Annotated in this window: 17 protein-coding genes; 11 read left to right on the forward strand and 6 right to left on the reverse strand. The window is 63.0% G+C overall.

Annotation, left to right across the window (positions count from 1 at the left end):
• Nucleotides 1-419: 419 nt before the first annotated feature.
• The 5 genes from VGO12_RS22755 to VGO12_RS22775 are packed head-to-tail and all read left to right on the forward strand — an operon-like array spanning nucleotide 420 to nucleotide 5,950.
• Nucleotides 420-1,460 (forward strand): UDP-glucuronic acid decarboxylase family protein, encoded by a 1,041-nt coding sequence (locus VGO12_RS22755; RefSeq protein ID WP_327515011.1) that lies wholly within the window; start codon nucleotides 420-422, stop codon nucleotides 1,458-1,460.
• A gap of 1 nt (nucleotide 1,461) precedes the next feature.
• Entirely contained in the window at nucleotides 1,462-2,445 is a 984-nt protein-coding gene (gene galE / locus VGO12_RS22760; RefSeq protein ID WP_327515012.1) for a UDP-glucose 4-epimerase GalE, read from the forward strand.
• Complete coding sequence (locus VGO12_RS22765; RefSeq protein WP_327515013.1) at nucleotides 2,442-4,400, forward strand: glycosyltransferase family 2 protein; 1,959 nt, start codon at nucleotides 2,442-2,444, stop codon at nucleotides 4,398-4,400. The genes galE and VGO12_RS22765 overlap by 4 nt, the downstream gene beginning before the upstream one ends.
• A 60-nt stretch (nucleotides 4,401-4,460) precedes the next feature.
• The gene (locus VGO12_RS22770) at nucleotides 4,461-4,964 is read left to right on the forward strand and encodes a DUF995 domain-containing protein (protein ID WP_327515014.1); all 504 of its coding nucleotides are present in this window, start codon (nucleotides 4,461-4,463) and stop codon (nucleotides 4,962-4,964) included.
• Between the two features lie 23 nt (nucleotides 4,965-4,987).
• The gene (locus VGO12_RS22775) at nucleotides 4,988-5,950 is read left to right on the forward strand and encodes a glycoside hydrolase family 26 protein (protein WP_327515015.1); all 963 of its coding nucleotides are present in this window, start codon (nucleotides 4,988-4,990) and stop codon (nucleotides 5,948-5,950) included.
• A 137-nt stretch (nucleotides 5,951-6,087) separates the two neighbouring features.
• Here the strand turns inward: VGO12_RS22775 and hppD are convergent, their stop codons facing one another.
• A complete protein-coding gene (gene hppD / locus VGO12_RS22780; RefSeq protein ID WP_327515016.1) occupies nucleotides 6,088-7,200 on the reverse strand; it encodes a 4-hydroxyphenylpyruvate dioxygenase in 1,113 nt (370 codons plus the stop codon).
• A 131-nt stretch (nucleotides 7,201-7,331) separates the two neighbouring features.
• Between hppD and VGO12_RS22785 the strand changes: the two genes are divergently transcribed.
• Entirely contained in the window at nucleotides 7,332-7,811 is a 480-nt protein-coding gene (locus VGO12_RS22785; protein ID WP_065375464.1) for an Lrp/AsnC family transcriptional regulator, read from the forward strand.
• Nucleotides 7,812-7,909: 98 nt separating this feature from the next.
• On the opposite strand, the gene VGO12_RS22790 is transcribed toward VGO12_RS22785, so the two are convergent.
• Nucleotides 7,910-8,377, reverse strand: coding sequence for a MarR family winged helix-turn-helix transcriptional regulator (locus tag VGO12_RS22790; RefSeq protein ID WP_327515017.1), 468 nt, complete (start codon nucleotides 8,375-8,377; stop codon nucleotides 7,910-7,912).
• 163 nt (nucleotides 8,378-8,540) lie between these two features.
• On the opposite strand from VGO12_RS22790, the gene hmgA reads away from it, so the two are divergent.
• The 5 genes from hmgA (at nucleotide 8,541) to purU (ending at nucleotide 13,599) form a co-directional block, all read left to right on the forward strand.
• The gene (gene hmgA / locus VGO12_RS22795) at nucleotides 8,541-9,908 is read left to right on the forward strand and encodes a homogentisate 1,2-dioxygenase (RefSeq protein WP_327515018.1); all 1,368 of its coding nucleotides are present in this window, start codon (nucleotides 8,541-8,543) and stop codon (nucleotides 9,906-9,908) included.
• Nucleotides 9,905-10,774: an MBL fold metallo-hydrolase gene (locus tag VGO12_RS22800; protein ID WP_327515019.1), complete on the forward strand. Its 870-nt coding sequence runs from the start codon at nucleotides 9,905-9,907 to the stop codon at nucleotides 10,772-10,774. The genes hmgA and VGO12_RS22800 overlap by 4 nt, the downstream gene beginning before the upstream one ends.
• A 69-nt stretch (nucleotides 10,775-10,843) precedes the next feature.
• Nucleotides 10,844-11,860: a fumarylacetoacetate hydrolase family protein gene (locus VGO12_RS22805; protein ID WP_327515020.1), complete on the forward strand. Its 1,017-nt coding sequence runs from the start codon at nucleotides 10,844-10,846 to the stop codon at nucleotides 11,858-11,860.
• Between the two features lie 29 nt (nucleotides 11,861-11,889).
• Nucleotides 11,890-12,528 (forward strand): maleylacetoacetate isomerase, encoded by a 639-nt coding sequence (maiA, locus tag VGO12_RS22810; RefSeq protein WP_327515021.1) that lies wholly within the window; start codon nucleotides 11,890-11,892, stop codon nucleotides 12,526-12,528.
• A 186-nt stretch (nucleotides 12,529-12,714) separates the two neighbouring features.
• A complete protein-coding gene (purU, locus tag VGO12_RS22815) occupies nucleotides 12,715-13,599 on the forward strand; it encodes a formyltetrahydrofolate deformylase (RefSeq protein WP_327515022.1) in 885 nt (294 codons plus the stop codon).
• A gap of 124 nt (nucleotides 13,600-13,723) precedes the next feature.
• On the opposite strand, the gene VGO12_RS22820 is transcribed toward purU, so the two are convergent.
• The 4 genes from VGO12_RS22820 to VGO12_RS22835 all read right to left on the reverse strand — a co-directional run bounded on the left by VGO12_RS22820 (nucleotide 13,724) and on the right by VGO12_RS22835 (nucleotide 18,752).
• Nucleotides 13,724-14,905: an acetyl-CoA C-acyltransferase gene (locus VGO12_RS22820; RefSeq protein ID WP_327515023.1), complete on the reverse strand. Its 1,182-nt coding sequence runs from the start codon at nucleotides 14,903-14,905 to the stop codon at nucleotides 13,724-13,726.
• Between the two features lie 131 nt (nucleotides 14,906-15,036).
• On the reverse strand, nucleotides 15,037-16,431 hold the full coding sequence (lpdA, locus tag VGO12_RS22825; protein ID WP_327515024.1) for a dihydrolipoyl dehydrogenase: 1,395 nt from the start codon (nucleotides 16,429-16,431) through the stop codon (nucleotides 15,037-15,039).
• A gap of 7 nt (nucleotides 16,432-16,438) precedes the next feature.
• Nucleotides 16,439-17,737 (reverse strand): dihydrolipoamide acetyltransferase family protein, encoded by a 1,299-nt coding sequence (locus tag VGO12_RS22830; RefSeq protein ID WP_327515025.1) that lies wholly within the window; start codon nucleotides 17,735-17,737, stop codon nucleotides 16,439-16,441.
• A gap of 1 nt (nucleotide 17,738) precedes the next feature.
• On the reverse strand, nucleotides 17,739-18,752 hold the full coding sequence (locus VGO12_RS22835) for an alpha-ketoacid dehydrogenase subunit beta (RefSeq protein WP_327515026.1): 1,014 nt from the start codon (nucleotides 18,750-18,752) through the stop codon (nucleotides 17,739-17,741).

Below are 18,752 nucleotides of genomic sequence, written 5' to 3' on the forward strand. Positions count from 1 at the left end.
CATGCCGTTGCGTCGCTATGTCGGCATGGTCACGACACGGTTCGTCTCAGGGTTGAGGTGGCCGTTCGAATTCTGGTGGGGGCACGAAAGATTACATTGGTAAACGAAGTGTTACATGCCGAGGTTGTTGTCGGCAAATTCAGTAATCCCATCGGAGTATGTAAAGCGCCAATTCTTGTAAAATCGGGCTAGATATTACTGTTAACCATCCTTTGCGTTTGACGCAATACCTGTTATTTGATAGTTATCTAATATTGAATTTGAAATAATGTAAACAATTATATCAGGTTGTATATTTCGTTTTACAGCGGGTTGTGCGTGACTGTGTAATAAAGAGAATTTTCCTTATTATATTTTTCATTCGCAGTCCGTCTCCAAAGCACCAGAAGAAATGGTGTGTAAAATAATTGGAGGTGCGCATGCGAAAGGTCGTTTCCGGGCCGTTGTCTGTCGTTGGTCAACGTGAGTTTCTTAAGAAGATTTCAGGAATACCGAGAAGAGTTCTTGTAACGGGTGGCAGTGGATTTCTCGGATCGCATCTTTGCGAAAGACTCCTTTCCCTTGGCCACACAGTTGTCTGCATCGACAACTTTTCGACTGGCCGGCGTGAAAATCTCGCGCATCTCACGCACAACCCTCATCTCCACATCATCGATCACGACGTCCGCAAGCCCTATCTGATCGATGCCGACGTCATCTTCAATTTTGCCTCGCCGGCGTCTCCGCCCGACTATCAGGCCGATCCGGTCGGAACGTTGATGACCAACGTGCTTGGCGCGCTGCATGCGCTGGAAAACGCACGCGCCACCGGCGCCACAGTCGTCCAGTCCTCGACATCGGAAGTCTACGGCGATCCGCTTTTGAGCCCGCAGCGCGAGAGCTATTTTGGCAACGTCAACACGATCGGCCCGCGGGCGTGCTACGACGAGGGCAAGAGATCGGCCGAAACCCTGTTCTTCGACTACCACCGCACCCACGGCGTGAAGATCAAGGTGGCGCGCATCTTCAATACCTACGGCCCACGGATGCGTCCGGATGACGGTCGGGTGATTTCCAATTTCGTGGTCCAGGCCCTGCTTGGCAAGGAGTTGACCATCTACGGCGACGGACAGCAGACGCGGTCGTTCTGCTATGCCGATGATCTGATCGACGGATTTCTGCGGCTTTCGGTTTCGCCCGAGACCTGCACGGGGCCGATCAATCTCGGCAACCCGGGCGAGTTCACGGTTCTGGAGCTTGCGCAGATGGTTCTAGCGCTCACCGGTTCGCGCTCGCGCATCGTGCACCAGGCGGCGGCCGTCGACGACCCTCGCCAGCGGCGGCCGGATATCGCCCAGGCCCATGCCGAGCTTGCATGGGAGCCGAAGATCAAGTTGAGCCAGGGCCTTGAACGCACCATCGCCTATTTCGACGAACGCCTGAGCGCGGACAGCCGCGTCATGGCGGGAGAGGCGGTATGACATGTCACGCACCGTACTCGTCACCGGCGGAGCCGGCTTCATAGGCAGCCATACCTGCAAGCGCCTGGCGCAGCAGGGCATCGTTCCCGTGGTCTACGATAACCTGTCGACCGGACACCGGGGAAACGTCAAGTGGGGACCGCTCGTTACGGGAGACATCGAGGATCAGGCGCGCCTGACAGATGCGATCCGGACCTTCACGCCCGAAGGCGTAATCCATTTCGCCGCCTCCGCCTATGTCGGGGAATCGGTCGAAGATCCCGCGAAATACTATCGCAACAACGTTGCGGGCAGCATCGCCCTACTGGAGGCCTGCCGTGAGGGTGGAATCGACCGTATCGTCTTTTCCAGTTCCTGCGCCACCTATGGCGTGCCGCCGGTCCTGCCGATCACAGAAGATACGGCGCAGCTCCCGATCAATCCCTACGGCCGTACGAAGCTGATGATCGAGCTGATGCTTGCCGACTATGCCCGGGCCTACGGGCTGCGCTCGGTTGCGCTGCGCTACTTCAACGCCGCAGGCGCCGATCCCGAAGGGCAGCTTGTCGAGCGCCATGATCCGGAAACCCATCTCATCCCGCGGGCACTGATGGCGGCGGCCGGCCGCATCGAAAGGCTCGACGTCTTCGGCGACGACTATGCGACGCCCGACGGCACCTGCATCCGCGACTACATTCACGTGACCGACCTTGCCGACGCCCACGTCGCGGCGGTGAACTATCTGCGGGACGGCGGCGAGGTTCTGCGCGCCAATCTGGGTTCGGGCGAGGGGACGTCGATCCGCCAGGTGCTCTCAGCCATCGACCGCATCACCGGCCTCAAGGTCCCGGTCAGGATGCTGCCACGCCGGCCCGGCGATCCGCCGGTGCTTTATGCCGACACCGCCCGCGCGCGGCAGACGCTGGGATTTCGTCCCGCGTACTCCACCATCGACACCATCATCGCGACGGCGGCGCCGAGTTTCGGCCTGGAGGTGCACTCATGACCGACGCGACCAACTCCGGCCGATCGCGGATCAGGGCTGATCGACGGCAGGGTGTGGCGCCCCTGAGCGCAGTCTTTTCCGGCCGCCTGCTGGTGCTCAATTGTTTGGGGACGGCGGCGTGGGTCGCAGCGCTTGTGTATTTCTGGATGTGGTGGATCGATCCGGCCCACGTGCTGGACTGGCCATCCTACATCCTGGCGACGGTTGTCGTCGGGTGGGTCACGCTGTTGCCGATCCATTTCATGATGATCTTCTACGGGGCGAAGGTGGCGACCGAAAAAACAGGTCCGGTGCCCGAAGGCCGCGTCGCCATGGTCGTGACCAAGGCTCCGTCCGAACCCTTCGCCGTGGTGCGCAAGACCCTGCTTGCGATGCTCGACCAGACCGGTTGCGACTATGATGTCTGGCTCGCCGACGAGGATCCGTCCGAAGATACGCTCGCCTGGTGTGCCGCGCACGGCGTCCAGATATCCACCCGCAGGGGCGTTGCCGAATATCATCGCACCGCCTGGCCGCGGCGGACGCGCTGCAAGGAGGGAAACCTTGCCTTCTTCTACGATCATTACGGCTACGAGCGCTATGATTTCGTGGCGCAGTTCGATGCCGACCATGTGCCGGAAACCACCTATCTCGTCGAAATCCTGCGCCCGTTCAACGATCCGACGGTCGGCTATGTGTCGGCGCCGAGCATCTGCGATGCCAATGCCGCCGGCAGTTGGGCGGCGCGCGGCCGGCTCAACACCGAAGCGTTCATGCACGGTTGCCTTCAGGTCGGGCACAACAACGGCTGGGCGCCGCTGTGCATCGGGTCACACTACGCGGTCCGCACAAAGGCGTTGAAAGAGATCGGCGGGCTTGGGCCGGAACTGGCCGAAGACCACTCGACCACCCTGATGATGAACGCCCATGGCTGGCGCGGCGTGCACGCCCTCAACGCTATTGCCCATGGTGACGGACCGGTCAATTTTGCCGACCTGGCCATCCAGGAGTTTCAATGGGCGCGCAGCCTCGTGATGATCCTGTTGAAGTACTCGCCGATCTACGGGCCACGTCTGTCGCCGCGGCTGCGCTTCCAGTTCGTCTTCTCGCAGCTCTGGTACCCGCTGTTTTCGGCCTTCATGGCGCTGATGTTCCTGATGCCGGTATTCGCGCTGCTGACGGGACGGCCCTTCGTCGCGGTCAGCTATCCGGAGTTTCTGCTGCATTTCGCTCCGCTCACCATCATCCTGACGGCGCTTGCGTATTTCTGGCGATCGACCGGGACGTTCAGGCCGCATGACGCGCGGATCATGAACTGGGAAAGCGTCGTGTTTCTCTTTGCCCGCTGGCCGTGGTCATTGCTCGGCTGCCTTGCGGCGGTGCGCGATCATCTCACCGGCTCCTTCGTCGATTTTCGCATCACGCCGAAAGGTCGCGGTGCGGCGTCGCCGCTGCCGCTGCGCGTGCTGATGCCATACCTGGCTCTGTCGCTCGCCTCAGCGCTCGTCATCTGGTTCGTGTCCGATGCGGGCTCGGCGAGCGGCTTCTACATCTTTGCCGGTATCAACGCGCTGATCTATGCGCTGATCGTCATCGTGATCCACACCTGCCACGCTCGAGAGAACGGGCTGGCGCTGGTGCCGCGCTCGACGATGACGGCCGTGACGGCCGGCGGCCTGGTCATGGTCTCGGTGCTTTCCGCCCAATCGGCGGTGCGCCACGGCGCCGAAGCGACCGAAGCGCTGTCACATGGCCTCGGCTTCGTGACGTTCACCGAAACGAAGTTCACCGTCGCCGGCGCCGGGCAGGGCACCAATCTGAAGATCGTCCGCTTCCGCCTGAAGTGGAATGGATTTTCACAACCATCCGACAGTGAAAGCCCGCGCGTGGAGGCGAATGCCGAAAGCGCCGGCCAGCCGGATATCAGGGACGTCATGACGACCAAGAAGGTTGGTCGCCTTCACGTGCCGTCGTGACGACGGCGAGCAGTCGAGTTCGTAGGTCTCAAAGCGAGGAGTAACGCTATGAAAGGGTCCTTGAAAGTCATTGTTCTTCCGCTGCTGCTGCCGCTTGCAGCTGCTGCGTTCTATCTCGGCGCCCAGCCGGTCAAGGCCAAGATCGAGATCAAGCCGACGCCGCTCAGCGCTTACGAGGTGTACTCGCTTTATCGCAACAAGACCTGGAACTGGCCAACCGGCGGCGCCCGCTTTACCGCGCACGACCGCAAGCTCGTCGCCTATGTCAACAAGGGCAAGGGTGACCGGTCCTACGCCGAAGGCAACTGGTACGTCAGCGATCTCGGCATGATGTGCATGCAGGCCCGCTGGACGAGCTCTCAAGGCAGCGGCCCCGCACGCACCTGCTTCGGCCACAGCCGGATCGGCGACACGATCTACCAGCGGCGGGTGCCGGATGGGAAGTGGTACGTCTTCAAGCATCCGAAGATGAAGAAGTACGACGAATACAAGAAGTTCGTTTCCAACGATGCGATCACGGCAAAAGCGTTGCGCCTCAAGGAAGAGTTCCTCGCCAAGAAGTAGCCACGCCGCCGCAGGAGGATGACATGAAACGCAAATTGGCACTCGCCCTATGCACTGTCCTGGCTCTGCAACTGGAGCTCGGCGGTAGCTTTGTATCGGTGTTGGCGCAGGACCAAGCCAATCCTGCGGTCACCGCCGGTCAGCCCCAGACGCTCGCCGACAAACGTCCCGTCAGTCACCCCGGCGGGACGAAATTCGGCGCCTACGACCCGCACGGCGATTTCGGCGCGCAGGGCGACCTCACGACGGAGGCGTTGTTCCTGCCCTGGGAAGACGTTGATCTCGCCTCCCTGCAGATTGCGGACGAATACGCGCTTCAGCGTGGCCGCAAACTTCTGATCACGATCGAGCCCTGGTCCTGGTCGCTCGGCTGGAAGCTGACGCCGGAGCAACTGCGCGACCGGATGCTGAGGGGGGAATATGACGCCAACATGCAGGCGATCGCCGACACGATCGCCCAGTTGAAGAGCCCGGTGATCGTGCGCTGGGGTCAGGAAATGGAGGATACCTCCGGCCGGTTTTCCTGGGCCGGATGGCAGCCCCAAGACTGGATCAGGGCCTACAGGCACGCCATGGACATCGTGCGCAAGACGGCACCGAAAACGCAGATCATGTGGTCGCCGAAGGGGCTGCCCAATCTCGAGGCCTATTATCCCGGCGACGACTACGTTGATCTCGTCGGGCTTTCGGTCTTCGGTTTCGAGGCTTACGACAAGATCGAGTATGGGGCGCCCCGGACCTTCACCGAAGCGCTGAAGCCTGGTTACGATCTGGTCGCGAAGTTCAACAAGCCGATCTGGGTCGCCGAACTTGGTTGGGAAGGTAGCCCCGCCTACATGCAGCCGTGGATGGAGACGGCGACGGCACCTGATCCGCAGTTTCCGAACCTTGCCGAAGTCGTCTACTTCAACGATCGCGACGTGATCGACTGGCCGCACAATCTCGGCCGGCCGAACTGGCGGGTCGTCAACGAGGCGACGAACTGAACAGGCCCCGATTGCTTGGCGCGCGCCCGCAAAGGCGTGCGCAAGTCCCTCCGCTGGTAAAAAAAAAGCCCCTCACCGGAAGGCGAGAGGCTAAAGGCTGAAATGGCTGGCCGTCTGTCGCGGGTGCGATGCCCGACCTATTCGGCCGCCTGCGGACCAAGTTCGCCGCGACGGATCTGGTCGGCTTCGATCGATTCGAACAAGGCGCGGAAGTTGCCTTCGCCGAAGCCCTCGTCGCCCTTGCGCTGAATAAACTCGAAGAAGATCGGGCCGATCACGGTTTTCGAGAAGATCTGCAACAGGATCTTCGTCATGCCGCCGTTTACCACGCCTTCGCCGTCGATCAGGATGCCGTGCTTCTTCATCCGCTCGATCGGTTCGTCATGGCCGTGCACCCGGTCGTGCGACATGGCGTAGTAGGTTTCCGGCGGGCCCGGCATGAACTTGAGGCCGTTGTCCGACAGCTTGTCGGTGGCATCATAAATGCCGTCGCTGCCGACGGCGATATGCTGGATGCCTTCGCCCTTGTACTTGCGCAGATACTCCTCGATCTGGCTCGTATCGTCCTTGGATTCGTTCAAGGGGATGCGGATCTTGCCGCAGGGCGAGGTAATTGCCCGGCTGACGAGGCCGGTGATGCGGCCGTCGATGTCGAAGAAGTGGATCTGGGTGAAGTTGAACAGTTCGCGGTAGAAGGCCCACCACTTGTCCATGTTGCCGCGATAGACGTTGTGGGTCAGGTGATCCAAGTAGTAGAAACCGACGCCTTCAGGCTTCGGGTTGCGCTCGCCCGTCCATTCGAACTCGGCCTCGTAAGCCGAGCCCTTGGCACCATAGGTTTCGACGAAGTAGAGCAGCGACCCGCCGATGCCGACGATGGCCGGAACATCGAGACACTTGTCCTTGCCTTCGTAGGGGATCGCGCCCTTGGAAACCGCATGGTTGAAGGCGTGCTTGGCATCGACGACGCGCCAGGCCATCGACGGGGCGCAGGGGCCGTGCTCATCGACGAAGCGCATGGCGTGCGAGCCGGGCTCGGCGTTCAGGATATAGTTGATGTCGCCCTGGCGCCAGACGGTGATGTTCTTGCTCTTGTGCCTGGCGACGGGGCTATAGCCCATGCGCGCAAAAAGCTCGGCAAGCTTTTCCGGTTCCGGATGGGCGAATTCGACGAACTCGAAGCCGTCGGTACCAGCAGGGTTTTCAGCGGTAATCGTCGCCGGCGGGGCGTCATGCGGGAAAGGGCCCATCGGAAGTCTCCTCTTGTTCTTCCAAACTTTGCTGGAGTATGACGCAAATCCTATGCATGATGCTTGTATTCTTGCGCGATTTGAGCAGGATGCCGCACGAAACGTGCGAAATACTTTATAAGGATGCATGAATGGAGCAACTCGACGGCTTCGACCTCAAGATCCTCAGCGAACTGCAGCGCGACGGGCATTTGACCAACAATGAACTGTCCGAACGCATCGCGCTTTCGCCGTCACAATGCTCACGCCGGCGCACGCGGCTCGAAGCGGAAGGCTACATCACCGGATACCAGGCCCAGATCGACCGGCAGAAGCTCGGGCTCGACCTGATGGTGGTGATCTCGGTGACGCTCGCCACCCACAACCGCGACAACGCCAAACGCTTCGGCAAGCTTGTCTCCAGCCTGCCGGAGGTTCTGGAGGCCTACGCGCTGACGGGCGAGATGGACTACCACCTGCGCGTCGTCACCCCGGATCTCGCCGGCCTCTCGCGCTTCGTCAACGACGTGCTCTTGCCGCATGACAGTGTGCAGCACGTCAAGACGTCGATCGTGCTCGAGACGCTCAAGAGTTTTGAAGGCGTGCCGATCCCGGAGCGGATGAAGGGCTAACGCCATTCCAGGAAAAGTGTGAAACGGTTTTCCGTCCGGAATTGCGTTCTTTCAAAGAGTTGGATCGTTTCACTGTTTCAGGGAAACAAGGAAACGATCTAACGCTCCGTGTCGCGTCTCTCCAGCTTGCCGATGGCGCGTTCCACCGCGTCGAGGCCGACCGCCAGCGCCTGCATGCCGGTCGGGCCGATCAGCGCATCCAGCTCGGCCTGGTAGCTGGCGGCAAGCGCGGTCAGTTCGCCATAGGCCCCGGCGCCGGCCTTCGTCAGCTGCAGATGCTCAAGACGGCGATCGCCCTCGTTTTCGCTGCGGGTCAGCCAGCGCCGCTCTTCAAGTGCCGCGACGGCGCGGCTCACCTTGGTCTTGTGCATGGCCGAGTGCGCGCCGACCTCGGTCGCCGACATTGGACGACCGGTGCTGCCAAGCGCTGCGAGCGTGCGCCATTCCGGGCGGGTGAGCTGGTAGCGCGCCTTGTACTGCGCGGCAAAACGCAGCGCGACGAACTCGGCCGCACGGTTGAGGCGATAGGGCAGGAAGGCACTGAGCTCGAAGTTGCCGGAAGCCATCGGTGTTTCCTTGATAGTTACAAAATCGATAGTTACGATTGTAACTAATATGCCGAAAGCGACGATTTCGTCCAGCACGAGTGAGGCGTTGCGGCGGTTGTTGGATTGGCATTGGCCCGGCCGCAAGAGGCCAAGCCAGATGCTCATGGGAGGAGGATCGAGGATGCTGGACAAGGCAGAAAAAGAGGCCGATGCGCAAGCAAAGAGGGCCGACGCGCTCAATTACATGCCCGGCTTCGGCAACGACTTCGAAACCGAGAGCCTGCCCGGCGCGCTGCCGCAGGGCCAGAACAGCCCGCAGAAATGCGCCTACGGGCTTTATGCCGAACAGCTGTCCGGCTCGCCCTTCACCGCGCCGCGCGGCACCAACGAGCGCTCCTGGCTCTACCGTATCCGCCCGAGCGTTCGCCACACCGGCCGCTTCAGCAAGACAGACTATCCGCACTGGAAAACCGCGCCGCATGTGGCCGAACATTCGCTGGCGCTCGGGCAGTTGCGCTGGAACCCGCTGCCGGCGCCGACGGAAAAGCTGAACTTCCTTCAGGGCATCCGCACGATGACGACCGCCGGCGACGCGCCGACGCATTCGGGCATGGCGGCGCATGCCTATGCCTTCAATGACGACATGGTCGACGACTATTTCTTCAATGCCGACGGCGAGCTTCTGATCGTGCCGGAGATGGGCGCGATCCAGGTGTTCACCGAGCTCGGCAGGATGGACGTCGAGCCCTCGGAGATCTGCCTGGTGCCGCGCGGCACCATGTTCAAGGTGACGCGGCTCGGCGATGAAAAGGTCTGGCGCGGTTACGTCTGCGAGAACTATGGCGCCAAGTTCACGCTGCCCGACCGCGGCCCGATCGGCGCCAATTGCTTGGCCAATCCGCGCGACTTCAAGACGCCTGTCGCCGCGTTCGAGGAAAAGGAAACGCCCTGCCGCGTGCATGTGAAGTGGTGCGGCGGCTTCCACGTGACCGAGATTGGCCATTCGCCGCTCGACGTCGTCGCTTGGCACGGCAACTACGCGCCCTACAAATACGACCTGAAGACCTATTCGCCTGTTGGCGCGATCCTCTTCGACCATCCGGATCCGTCGATCTTCACGGTGCTGACCGCGCCTTCGGGCGAAGAGGGCACGGCGAACATCGATTTCGTCATCTTCCCGCCGCGCTGGATGGTGGCCGAGCACACCTTCCGCCCGCCCTGGTATCACCGCAACATCATGAGCGAGTTCATGGGGCTGATCTACGGCCGCTACGACGCCAAGGAAGAGGGCTTTGTGCCCGGTGGCATGAGCCTGCACAACATGATGCTGGCGCATGGGCCCGATGCATCGGGCTACGACAAAGCGACGAACAGTGAGTTGAAACCGGTGAAGCTCGACCATACGATGGCCTTCATGTTCGAGACCCGCTTCCCGCAGCAGCTGACCCGCTACGCCGCCGAACTGGAGACGTTGCAGGACAACTACATCGACTGCTGGAGCGATCTCAAGAAGCGGTTCAACGGGACGCCGGAAGGCGATTGGTCTTGAGTTCACGCCTCGTTTTGCTCGGCAGCAAGGGCGGTCCGGCGATCCGGCCGGGCGGCCCGTGGCCGACCTCGTCGCTGCTTGAAATCGGTGGACGGACTGTTGTCGTCGATTGCGGCCTCGGCGTCACCCGCGGGGTGACAGACGCCGGCGTGCCGCTGAAGGCGCTCGATCTCATCATCATCACCCACCTGCATTCGGACCACGTTCTTGAACTCGGGCCGCTGATCCACACGGCCTGGACGGCAGGGCTTGCCCATCCCGTGCGCGTCTTCGGCCCCACCGGTACCGGCGCCTATTGGCGGGGATTCCTTGAGGCGATGGCCTTCGACATCGACATCCGTATCGTCGACGAGGGCCGGCCCGATCTGCGCGCGCTGGTCGAGGTGATCGAGTTTTCGGAAGGAAAGGTCTTTTCGGAGAACGGTCTGACATTGTCGGCGCTGCGGGTCGATCATCCGCCGGTCACCGACTGTTTCGCGCTCCGTTTCGATCATGCCGAGGGCTCTGTCGTGTTCTCCGCCGACACGGCCTACTTCCCGCCGCTTGCTGGTTTCGCGGGGGGTGCGGACATCCTCGTTCACGAGGCGATGCTGGCAGAAGGCGTCGACCGGCTGGTGGCGCGCACCGGCAATGGTGCGCGGCTGAAGGAGCACCTGCTCGCCAGCCACACGTTTGCCGAACAGGCGGGTGCAATTGCGGCGGCAGCTGATGTCGGGCGACTGGTTTTGCATCATCTCATCCCGGCCGATGACTCAGAGATATCGGAAGCCCACTGGATTGCGGCGACCCGCAAAAGCTGGGCGGGCGCCTTGACGATCGCGGCCGACGGCCGTGTTGTGAAGATCGCGGACGATTCGTCCGCGTAAGACAATTCCGCGAAGGTCGCGAAGCGGTCTTCGGTCTGGATCAATGAGAAGATTGAGAGGGAGGACTGCATGAAACTGGCGACGCTCAAGGACAGTACACGCGACGGAAAACTCGTGGTCGTCTCTCGCGATCTCACCCGCTGCTCCGAGGTTGGGCACATTGCTCGCACCCTGCAGGCAGCGCTCGACGACTGGGCGCATGCGGGCCCGCGGCTTGCGCGCGTGGCCGAGGGGATCGAGACTGGCTCGCAGCCGACGATCCGGTTCCATGAACACGACGCGCTGTCGCCGTTGCCGCGCGCTTACCAATGGGCCGACGGCTCGGCTTACGTCAATCACGTCGAGCTGGTCCGCAAGGCCCGAAACGCCGAGATGCCCTCAAGCTTCTGGACCGATCCGCTGATGTACCAGGGTGGTTCCGACAGCTTCATCGCGCCGCGCGATCCGATCCCGCTTGCCGGCGAAAGCTTCGGCGTCGACATGGAAGGCGAGGTTGCCGTCATCGTCGACGACGTGCCGATGGGTGCCACGATCGACGAGGCGCGGGCGGCGATCCAGCTCGTCATGCTGGTCAACGACGTGTCGCTGCGCGGGTTGATCCCGGCCGAGCTTGCCAAGGGTTTCGGCTTCTTCCAGTCGAAGCCGTCGTCGGCCTTCTCCCCGGTTGCCGTTTCTCCGGACGAACTGGGCGATGCCTGGGACGGCGGCAAGCTGCACCTGCCGCTTCATGTCGATCTCAACGGCAAGCCCTTCGGCCGCGCCAATGCCGGCATCGACATGACCTTCGATTTCGCGCAGCTGGTCGCGCATGCCGCCAAGACCCGGCCGCTTTCCACCGGCACGATCATCGGTTCGGGCACCGTTTCCAACAAGCTCGACGGCGGCCCCGGCAAGCCGGTCGCAGAGGGTGGCGCCGGCTATTCCTGCATCGCCGAACTCCGGATGATCGAGACGATCATCGGCGGCGCCCCGAAGACGCATTTTCTCAGGGCCGGCGACGTCGTGCGCATCGAGATGAAGGACAAGACCGGTCACTCCATCTTCGGCGCGATCGAGCAGACCGTCGAAGCCTACGACCGGGCCTGAACCGACCGAAGACAGATGCGGGTGAAAGCATGAGCGAGACCGTCCTTTACGACTACTGGCGATCGTCGGCGAGCTATCGGGTGCGCATCGCGCTCAATTGCCTTGGCGAAACCTATCGTTCGGTGCCGGTCGATCTGCTCGCCAAGGCGCACAAGGCTCCGGAGCACCTGGCGCTGAACCCGCAAGGGCTCGTGCCCGTTCTTGAGATCGATGGCGAGCGGTTTACCCAATCGCTCGCCATCATCGAGTATCTCGCCGAAACGCGCGCCGGTACCGGCTTCCTGCCAGCGGATGCGATTGGTCGTCAGCGCGTGCGCGCACTCTCCTACGCGATTGCCATGGACATCCATCCGACCTGCAATCTCGGCGTCGTGTCCTACCTCATGGCCAATGCCGAGGACGGCGAGGCGGCGCGGCGCAACTGGATGCGCAAGTTCATCGGCGAGGGGCTTCTGGCGTTTGAAAGCCTGCTCGATCATCCCGCCACCGGCCGTTTCTGCCATGGCGATCAGCCAAGCATGGCGGATATCTGCCTCGTGCCGCAGGTCTACAACGCCCGGCGCTGGGAGGTTGATCTCTCGGCCTGTCCGCGGCTCGTCGCGATCGATCAGCGTTGCGCCGAGATCGAGGTCTTTGCCCGCGTCCATCCGGACCGCACGCCCCGTTGACCGAGCCCCGCCTCGCTCGCTGCCTGCTCAGCTATCCGCTCTGCTGGTCGATGCCGGTCACCTCTGGCCGGTTCCGTCAAACGGATGTCGCGAATGGATCGACAGCGGCCGGAAGGCCGCGCTAGTTTTTGTGCGACTGGCCGTATAAGGGGGGCCGGAAAAACCTCTGGAGCGAGAGACCTACCGATGAAAAGCTATGTGCTGAACGTCAGCTGCAAGACCACCCGTGGCATCGTCGCCGCGATCACCGGCTATCTCGCCGAAAAGGGCTGTTACATCTCCGACAGTTCGCAGTTCGACGATCTCGAAACCGGGCTGTTCTTCATGCGGCTCACCTTCATCAGCCAGGAGGGTGCCCCGCTCGACGAGCTGAAGGCCGGCTTCGAAGCGGTCGTCAAGCGTTTCGACATGAACGCCGAGATCCGCGACAGCGAAGAGCGCATGAAGGTGCTGCTCATGGTGTCGCGTTTCGGCCATTGCCTCAACGACCTGCTCTACCGCTGGAAGATCGGCGCGCTGCCGATCGATATCGTCGGCGTCGTCTCCAACCACTTCGATTACCAGAAGGTGGTCGTCAACCACGACATCCCCTTCTACTGCATCAAGGTGACCAAGGAGAACAAGCCGAAGGCGGAAGCCCAGCTGTTGGAACTGGTCGACCAGACCGGCGCGGAGCTGATCGTGCTTGCACGCTACATGCAGGTGCTGTCCGACGCACTCTGCAAGAAGATGTCCGGCCGCATCATCAATATCCACCACTCCTTCCTGCCGTCGTTCAAGGGCGCCAACCCCTACAAGCAGGCCTATGAGCGTGGCGTGAAGCTGATCGGCGCGACCGCACACTACGTCACCGCCGACCTCGACGAAGGTCCGATCATCGAGCAGGACATCGCCCGCATCACCCACGCCCAGAGTGCGGAAGATTACGTTTCGATCGGCCGTGACGTGGAAAGCCAGGTGCTGGCGCGCGCCGTGCACGCCCATATCCACAACCGCTGCTTCATCAACGGCAACCGCGTCGTGGTCTTCCCGCCGAGCCCGGGCTCCTACGCCTCCGAGCGCATGGGCTGAGGAACGAGGGCCTATCGCCCGCCGAAGATGTAAACGCCGCCGGGGTCCTCCGGCGGCGTTTTTCGTCAGTGCGAGCAGTATGCGGACAGAAAACCGTGCGCAGGTTCCCTCATCCAAATGTGAGCTACTGCAACAACTCCAGCCCGACCGCCGTCGCTTCGCCGCCGCCGATGCAGAGCGAGGCGATGCCGCGCTTGACGCCCTTGGCGCGCATGGCGTGCAGCAGCGTCACGATAATGCGGGCGCCGGATGCGCCGATCGGGTGGCCGAGCGCGCAGGCGCCGCCGTTGATGTTGACGATATCGTCCGACAGGCCGAGATCGCGGATCGCGGCCATCGCCACCACGGCGAAGGCTTCGTTGATCTCATAGAGGCCGACGCTGCTCTTTTCCCAGGCAAGTCTTGCCAGCAGCTTGTCGATCGCTCCGATCGGCGCGGTCGTGAACCAGGCCGGCTCCTGCGCATGGCCGGCATGACCGGCGACGATCGCAAGCGGTGTCAGCCCGCGTTTTTCCGCTTCGCTGGCGCGCATCAGGATCAGCGCCGCTGCCCCGTCCGATATCGACGATGAATTGGCGGCCGTCACGCTGCCGCCGTCGCGGAAGGCGGGTTTCAGCTTCGGGATCTTTGACGGATCGGATTTGGTCGGCTGTTCGTCGCGGTCGAGAGTGGCGGTCTGGCGTTTGCCGGCCCCAGCGACTGCCACGACTTCCTCGGCAAAGGAGCCATCCTCGGCCGCGCGGGTTGCGCGCTCCAGCGAGCGCAGCGCAAAGGCATCCTGGTCCGTGCGCGAGAACTGGTAGTGCTCGGCTGTGTCCTCCGCATAGGTGCCCATCAACCGGCCGGAATAAGCGTCTTCGAGGCCGTCGAGGAACATGTGGTCCTTCACCTCGCCATGGCCCAGACGGAAGCCGCCGCGCGCCTTCGGCAGCAGATAGGGGGCGTTGGTCATCGACTCCATGCCACCGACAGCAAGCACCGAGGCGCTGCCCGAAAGGATCGCGTCGTGGCCGAGCATCAGCGCCTTCATGCCGGAACCGCAGACCTTGGAGACGGTCGTCGACGGGGTTTCCTTGCCAAGGCCTGCGCCAAGGGCTGCCTGGCGTGCCGGGTTCTGGCCGATGCCGGCCGGCAGCACATTGCCCATCAACACTTCATCCACCGCATCAAGACCGGCGCGTTCGAGCGCGGCCTTGAGCGCGATGGCGCCGATTTCCGGGGCGGCCAGATCCTTGAGGCTGCCCTGAAAAGCACCCATCGGGGTGCGTGCCGCCGAAACGATGACGATCGGATCCGTTCTGCTCATGTCATTCTCCCAAACGGCAAGAGGCAATGTTGCGCGGGCAGGTGCCGCGTGTGTCCTTCTCCCCGCGTGCGGGGAGAAGGTGGTCGGCAGGTCGGATGAAGGGCGGTTCCGCGCGCAACCGTCCCTCAGCCTCAAATATGCAGCGCGTGTCTCAGCGCCTTCAGCGCCGACTCCTGGAAGGCCTCGGACTGCGTCGGATGCGCATGGATCGTGCCGGCGATATCTTCCAGCCGCGCGCCCATTTCGATCGCAAGGCTGAAGCTTGCCGACAGTTCCGACACGCCGTGGCCGACCGCCTGGATGCCGAGCACCAGGTGGTTGTCGGCACGCGCAACGATGCGCACGAAACCGTCTTCGGCAAGCGTCGTCATCGCCCGGCCGTTCGCCTGGAAGGGGAACTGGCCGATCTTGATCTCGATGCCGCTCCCGCGCGCCTCGTCGGGCGACAAGCCCGCGGTGACGATTTCCGGGTCGGTGAAGCAGACCGCTGGAATGCAGCGTTTGTCCCAACTGCGCTTATGGCCGGCGACGATCTCCGCCACCATCTCCCCTTGTGCCATGGCGCGGTGCGCCAGCATCGGTTCGCCGGTGACGTCGCCGATCGCATAGATACCGCGCATCGATGTGCGGCACTGGTCGTCGACGCGGATGAAACGGCCGGTACGGTCGAGGTCGATCTCTTCGAGGCCGAAGCCTTCGGTGACCGGCTTGCGACCGACGGTGACCAGCACCTTTTCGGCTGCGACGTCGATGGCGCGGCCATTGTGCTCGGCCTGAAGACTGCCTGTTTCCGCCGAATAGCTCTTGGCCACGGTCTGAGTGAAGACCTCGATGCCGAGCTCGCCGAGGCGCTTGGCGATCGGTTTCGTCAGGTCGGCGTCATAGAGCGGCAGGATGCGCTGCTGCGCTTCGAGCACCGTCACATGGCTGCCGAGCTTGGCAAACGCGGTGCCGAGTTCGAGACCGATATAGCCGCCGCCGATGACGGCGAGGCTCTTCGGCACGCTCTTCAGCGACAGGGCCTCGGTCGACGAGATGATCGGCCCGCCGAAGGGCAAGTCCGGCAGCTCGACCGGTGCGGAGCCGGTGGCAATGACGATCGCTTCGGCGCGGATGCGCTGCAGCCCGGTTTCGGTCTCGACATCGACAGTCTTGCCGTCGACGAAGCGGGCTGTGCCGACCACCGCCTTGACGCCGGCCTTCTTCAAAAGCCCGATCACGCCGCCGTTCAGCCGGCCGACGATGCCGTCCTTCCAGGCGATGGTGCGGGCAAGGTCGATGGTCGGGTTGGCGAGCGACAGGCCGAGCGGGCTGCGACCCGAGGCGGCGCTGCGCAGTTTGTGGAACTCTTCGGCCGCGTGGATCAGCGCCTTCGAAGGTATGCAGCCGACATTGAGGCAGGTGCCGCCGGCCTTGGCCTTTTCGACGATCACCGTGTCGACACCGAGTTGGCCGGCACGGATCGCTGCGATGTAGCCGCCGGGGCCGGCGCCGATGACGAGCAGCTTGCAGGAAATTTCCTTCATGATCGCCTCAGGCCTCCACGAAAATCAGCGCCGGCGTTTCGAGCAGGGTCTTCAGCCGCTGTACGAACACCGCCGCGTCCCAGCCGTCGATGACGCGATGATCGAAGCTCGAGGACAGATTCATGATCTTGCGCGGCACGAACTGCGTGCCGTCCCAGACCGGCCGGACCGCGAGCTTGTTGACGCCGACGATCGCCACTTCCGGGTGGTTGATCACGGGCGTCGAAACGATGCCGCCGAGTGCTCCGAGCGACGAGATCGTGATCGTCGACCCCGTGAGTTCGTCTCGGGTGGCCGTACCGGTGCGGGCGGCTTCCGCCAGGCGGTTGAGTTCGGTGGCGCAATCCCAGATCCCGCGCGCTTCGGCGTGGCGCACGACCGGAACGGTAAGGCCCGCCGGCGTCTGGGTGGCGATGCCGATATGGACCGCGTGATGACGGCTGATGATGCCGGGGCCATCGTCGAACGTGGCATTGACGGCCGGCTGGTCGGCAATGGTACGCACCAGTGCGCGCATCAGATAGGGCAGGATCGTCAGCTTCGGCTGATCGGGCTTGCGGTCGCGGTTCATGGTCGTCCGCAGGTCCTCAAGCGCGGTCATGTCGACCTCTTCCACATAGGTGATGTGGGGAATGCGCGAGGTCGAAAGCGACATCTTCTCGGCGATGCGGCGGCGAAGACCGGTGACCTTGATCTCATCGACCGCCGTTTTTCGCTGTAGCCCTGCCGGCGCCAGCACCGGTTGGGCGCCACGGGCGATGAACTGGTCTAGATCATCATGGGTGATGCGGCCGGCAGGACCGGTGCCGGTCACCTGGCGAAGATCGACACCGCTCTCCTTGGCGCGCAGGCGCACGGCGGGTGACGCCAGCGCCTTTTCAAGCCGTTCGGCCGGCTGGTGCGCGCCGTTGGCGTGGGCGCCGTTTACGACCGGGGCCTTGGCCTCGACCTTGACCGGTTGAGCCGGTTTGGCGACGGGCGCAGGCGCCTCGACCTTGGCGGCTGGCTTTTCTTCCGCCTTGGCGGCCGGCTCGTCGGCGGCGGGGGCCGTTGTTGCGCCTTCACCTGAAATTTCGATCCGCACCAGCGGTGCCTTCACCGCCACCGTGTCGCCCACTTCGGCGCCGAGCCAGAGCACGGTGCCGGTGACGGGCGAAGGGATTTCGACGGTCGCCTTGTCGGTCATGACGGCGGCGAGCACCATGTCCTCGCGCACGGGATCGCCCGGCTTCACATGCCATTCGACGAGTTCGGCCTCGGCTACGCCTTCGCCGACATCGGGCATCTTGATTACGAATTCGCCCATCTCAGGCCTCCATCACTTCGACGAGCGCACGTCCGACGCGCGCGGGGCCGGGGAAATAGTCCCATTCCTGGGCGTGCGGGTAGGGTGTGTCCCAGCCGGCGACGCGCACGACGGGCGCTTCGAGATGGTAGAAGCAGTGCTCCTGCACGAGCGAGGCGATTTCGCCACCGAAACCCGACGTCAAAGTTGCCTCATGCACGACGACGCAGCGGCCGGTCTTTTCGACCGACTTGACGATGGTGTCGAGATCGAGCGGCAGGAGGCTGCGCAGATCGATCACCTCGGCGTCGATGCCGGTTTCCTCGGCTGCGGCCAGCGCCACATGCACCATGGTGCCATAGGCGACGACGGTGACGGCGGAACCCTGGCGGCGGACTTCCGCCTTGCCGATCGGAACCGTGTAGTGGCCCTCCGGCACTTCGCCGAGATCGTGTTTCGACCAGGGGATGACCGGCCGGTCGTGATGGCCGTCGAAGGGACCGTTGTAGAGCCGCTTCGGTTCCAGGAACATCACCGGGTCGGGATCCTCTATCGAGGCGATCAACAGGCCCTTGGCGTCATAGGGGTTGGAGGGCACGACGACCTTCAGGCCGCAGACATGGGTGAAGAGCGCTTCCGGGCTCTGGCTGTGGGTCTGGCCGCCGAAGATGCCGCCGCCGGTCGGCATGCGCAGCACGATCGGGCAGGTAAAGTCGCCGTTCGAGCGGTAGCGGATGCGGGCGGCTTCCTGGGTGATCTGGTCGTAGGCGGGGTACATGTAGTCGGCGAACTGGATCTCGACGCAGGGTTTCAGCCCGTAGGCCGCCATGCCGATCGCCGTGCCGACGATGCCGCTCTCGCTGATCGGCGCGTCGAAACAGCGGGTCTTACCGTACTTCGCCTGGAGGCCTTGCGTGCAGCGGAAGACGCCGCCGAAATAGCCGACGTCCTCGCCGAAGACGACGACATTGTCGTCGCGCTCCATGGACACGTCCATGGCGCTGCGCACGGCTTCGATCATTGTCATTCTGGCCAT

It is taken from the genome of Ensifer sp. (assembly GCF_035999135.1).
Classification (GTDB): domain Bacteria; phylum Pseudomonadota; class Alphaproteobacteria; order Rhizobiales; family Rhizobiaceae; genus Ensifer.

Excerpts from the sequence above, each read along its gene's own strand:
- VGO12_RS22755 (WP_327515011.1), top strand. The coding sequence starts at position 420 with ATGCGAAAGGTCGTTTCCGGGCCGTTGTCTGTCGTTGGTCAACGTGAG.
- galE (WP_327515012.1), top strand. The coding sequence starts at position 1,462 with ATGTCACGCACCGTACTCGTCACCGGCGGAGCCGGCTTCATAGGCAGC.
- VGO12_RS22765 (WP_327515013.1), top strand. The coding sequence starts at position 2,442 with ATGACCGACGCGACCAACTCCGGCCGATCGCGGATCAGGGCTGATCGA.
- VGO12_RS22775 (WP_327515015.1), top strand. The coding sequence starts at position 4,988 with ATGAAACGCAAATTGGCACTCGCCCTATGCACTGTCCTGGCTCTGCAA.
- hppD (WP_327515016.1), bottom strand. The coding sequence starts at position 7,200 with ATGGGCCCTTTCCCGCATGACGCCCCGCCGGCGACGATTACCGCTGAA.
- VGO12_RS22785 (WP_065375464.1), top strand. The coding sequence starts at position 7,332 with ATGGAGCAACTCGACGGCTTCGACCTCAAGATCCTCAGCGAACTGCAG.
- VGO12_RS22790 (WP_327515017.1), bottom strand. The coding sequence starts at position 8,377 with ATGGCTTCCGGCAACTTCGAGCTCAGTGCCTTCCTGCCCTATCGCCTC.
- hmgA (WP_327515018.1), top strand. The coding sequence starts at position 8,541 with ATGCTGGACAAGGCAGAAAAAGAGGCCGATGCGCAAGCAAAGAGGGCC.
- VGO12_RS22805 (WP_327515020.1), top strand. The coding sequence starts at position 10,844 with ATGAAACTGGCGACGCTCAAGGACAGTACACGCGACGGAAAACTCGTG.
- maiA (WP_327515021.1), top strand. The coding sequence starts at position 11,890 with ATGAGCGAGACCGTCCTTTACGACTACTGGCGATCGTCGGCGAGCTAT.
- purU (WP_327515022.1), top strand. The coding sequence starts at position 12,715 with ATGAAAAGCTATGTGCTGAACGTCAGCTGCAAGACCACCCGTGGCATC.
- VGO12_RS22820 (WP_327515023.1), bottom strand. The coding sequence starts at position 14,905 with ATGAGCAGAACGGATCCGATCGTCATCGTTTCGGCGGCACGCACCCCG.
- lpdA (WP_327515024.1), bottom strand. The coding sequence starts at position 16,431 with ATGAAGGAAATTTCCTGCAAGCTGCTCGTCATCGGCGCCGGCCCCGGC.
- VGO12_RS22830 (WP_327515025.1), bottom strand. The coding sequence starts at position 17,737 with ATGGGCGAATTCGTAATCAAGATGCCCGATGTCGGCGAAGGCGTAGCC.
- VGO12_RS22835 (WP_327515026.1), bottom strand. The coding sequence starts at position 18,752 with ATGGCCAGAATGACAATGATCGAAGCCGTGCGCAGCGCCATGGACGTG.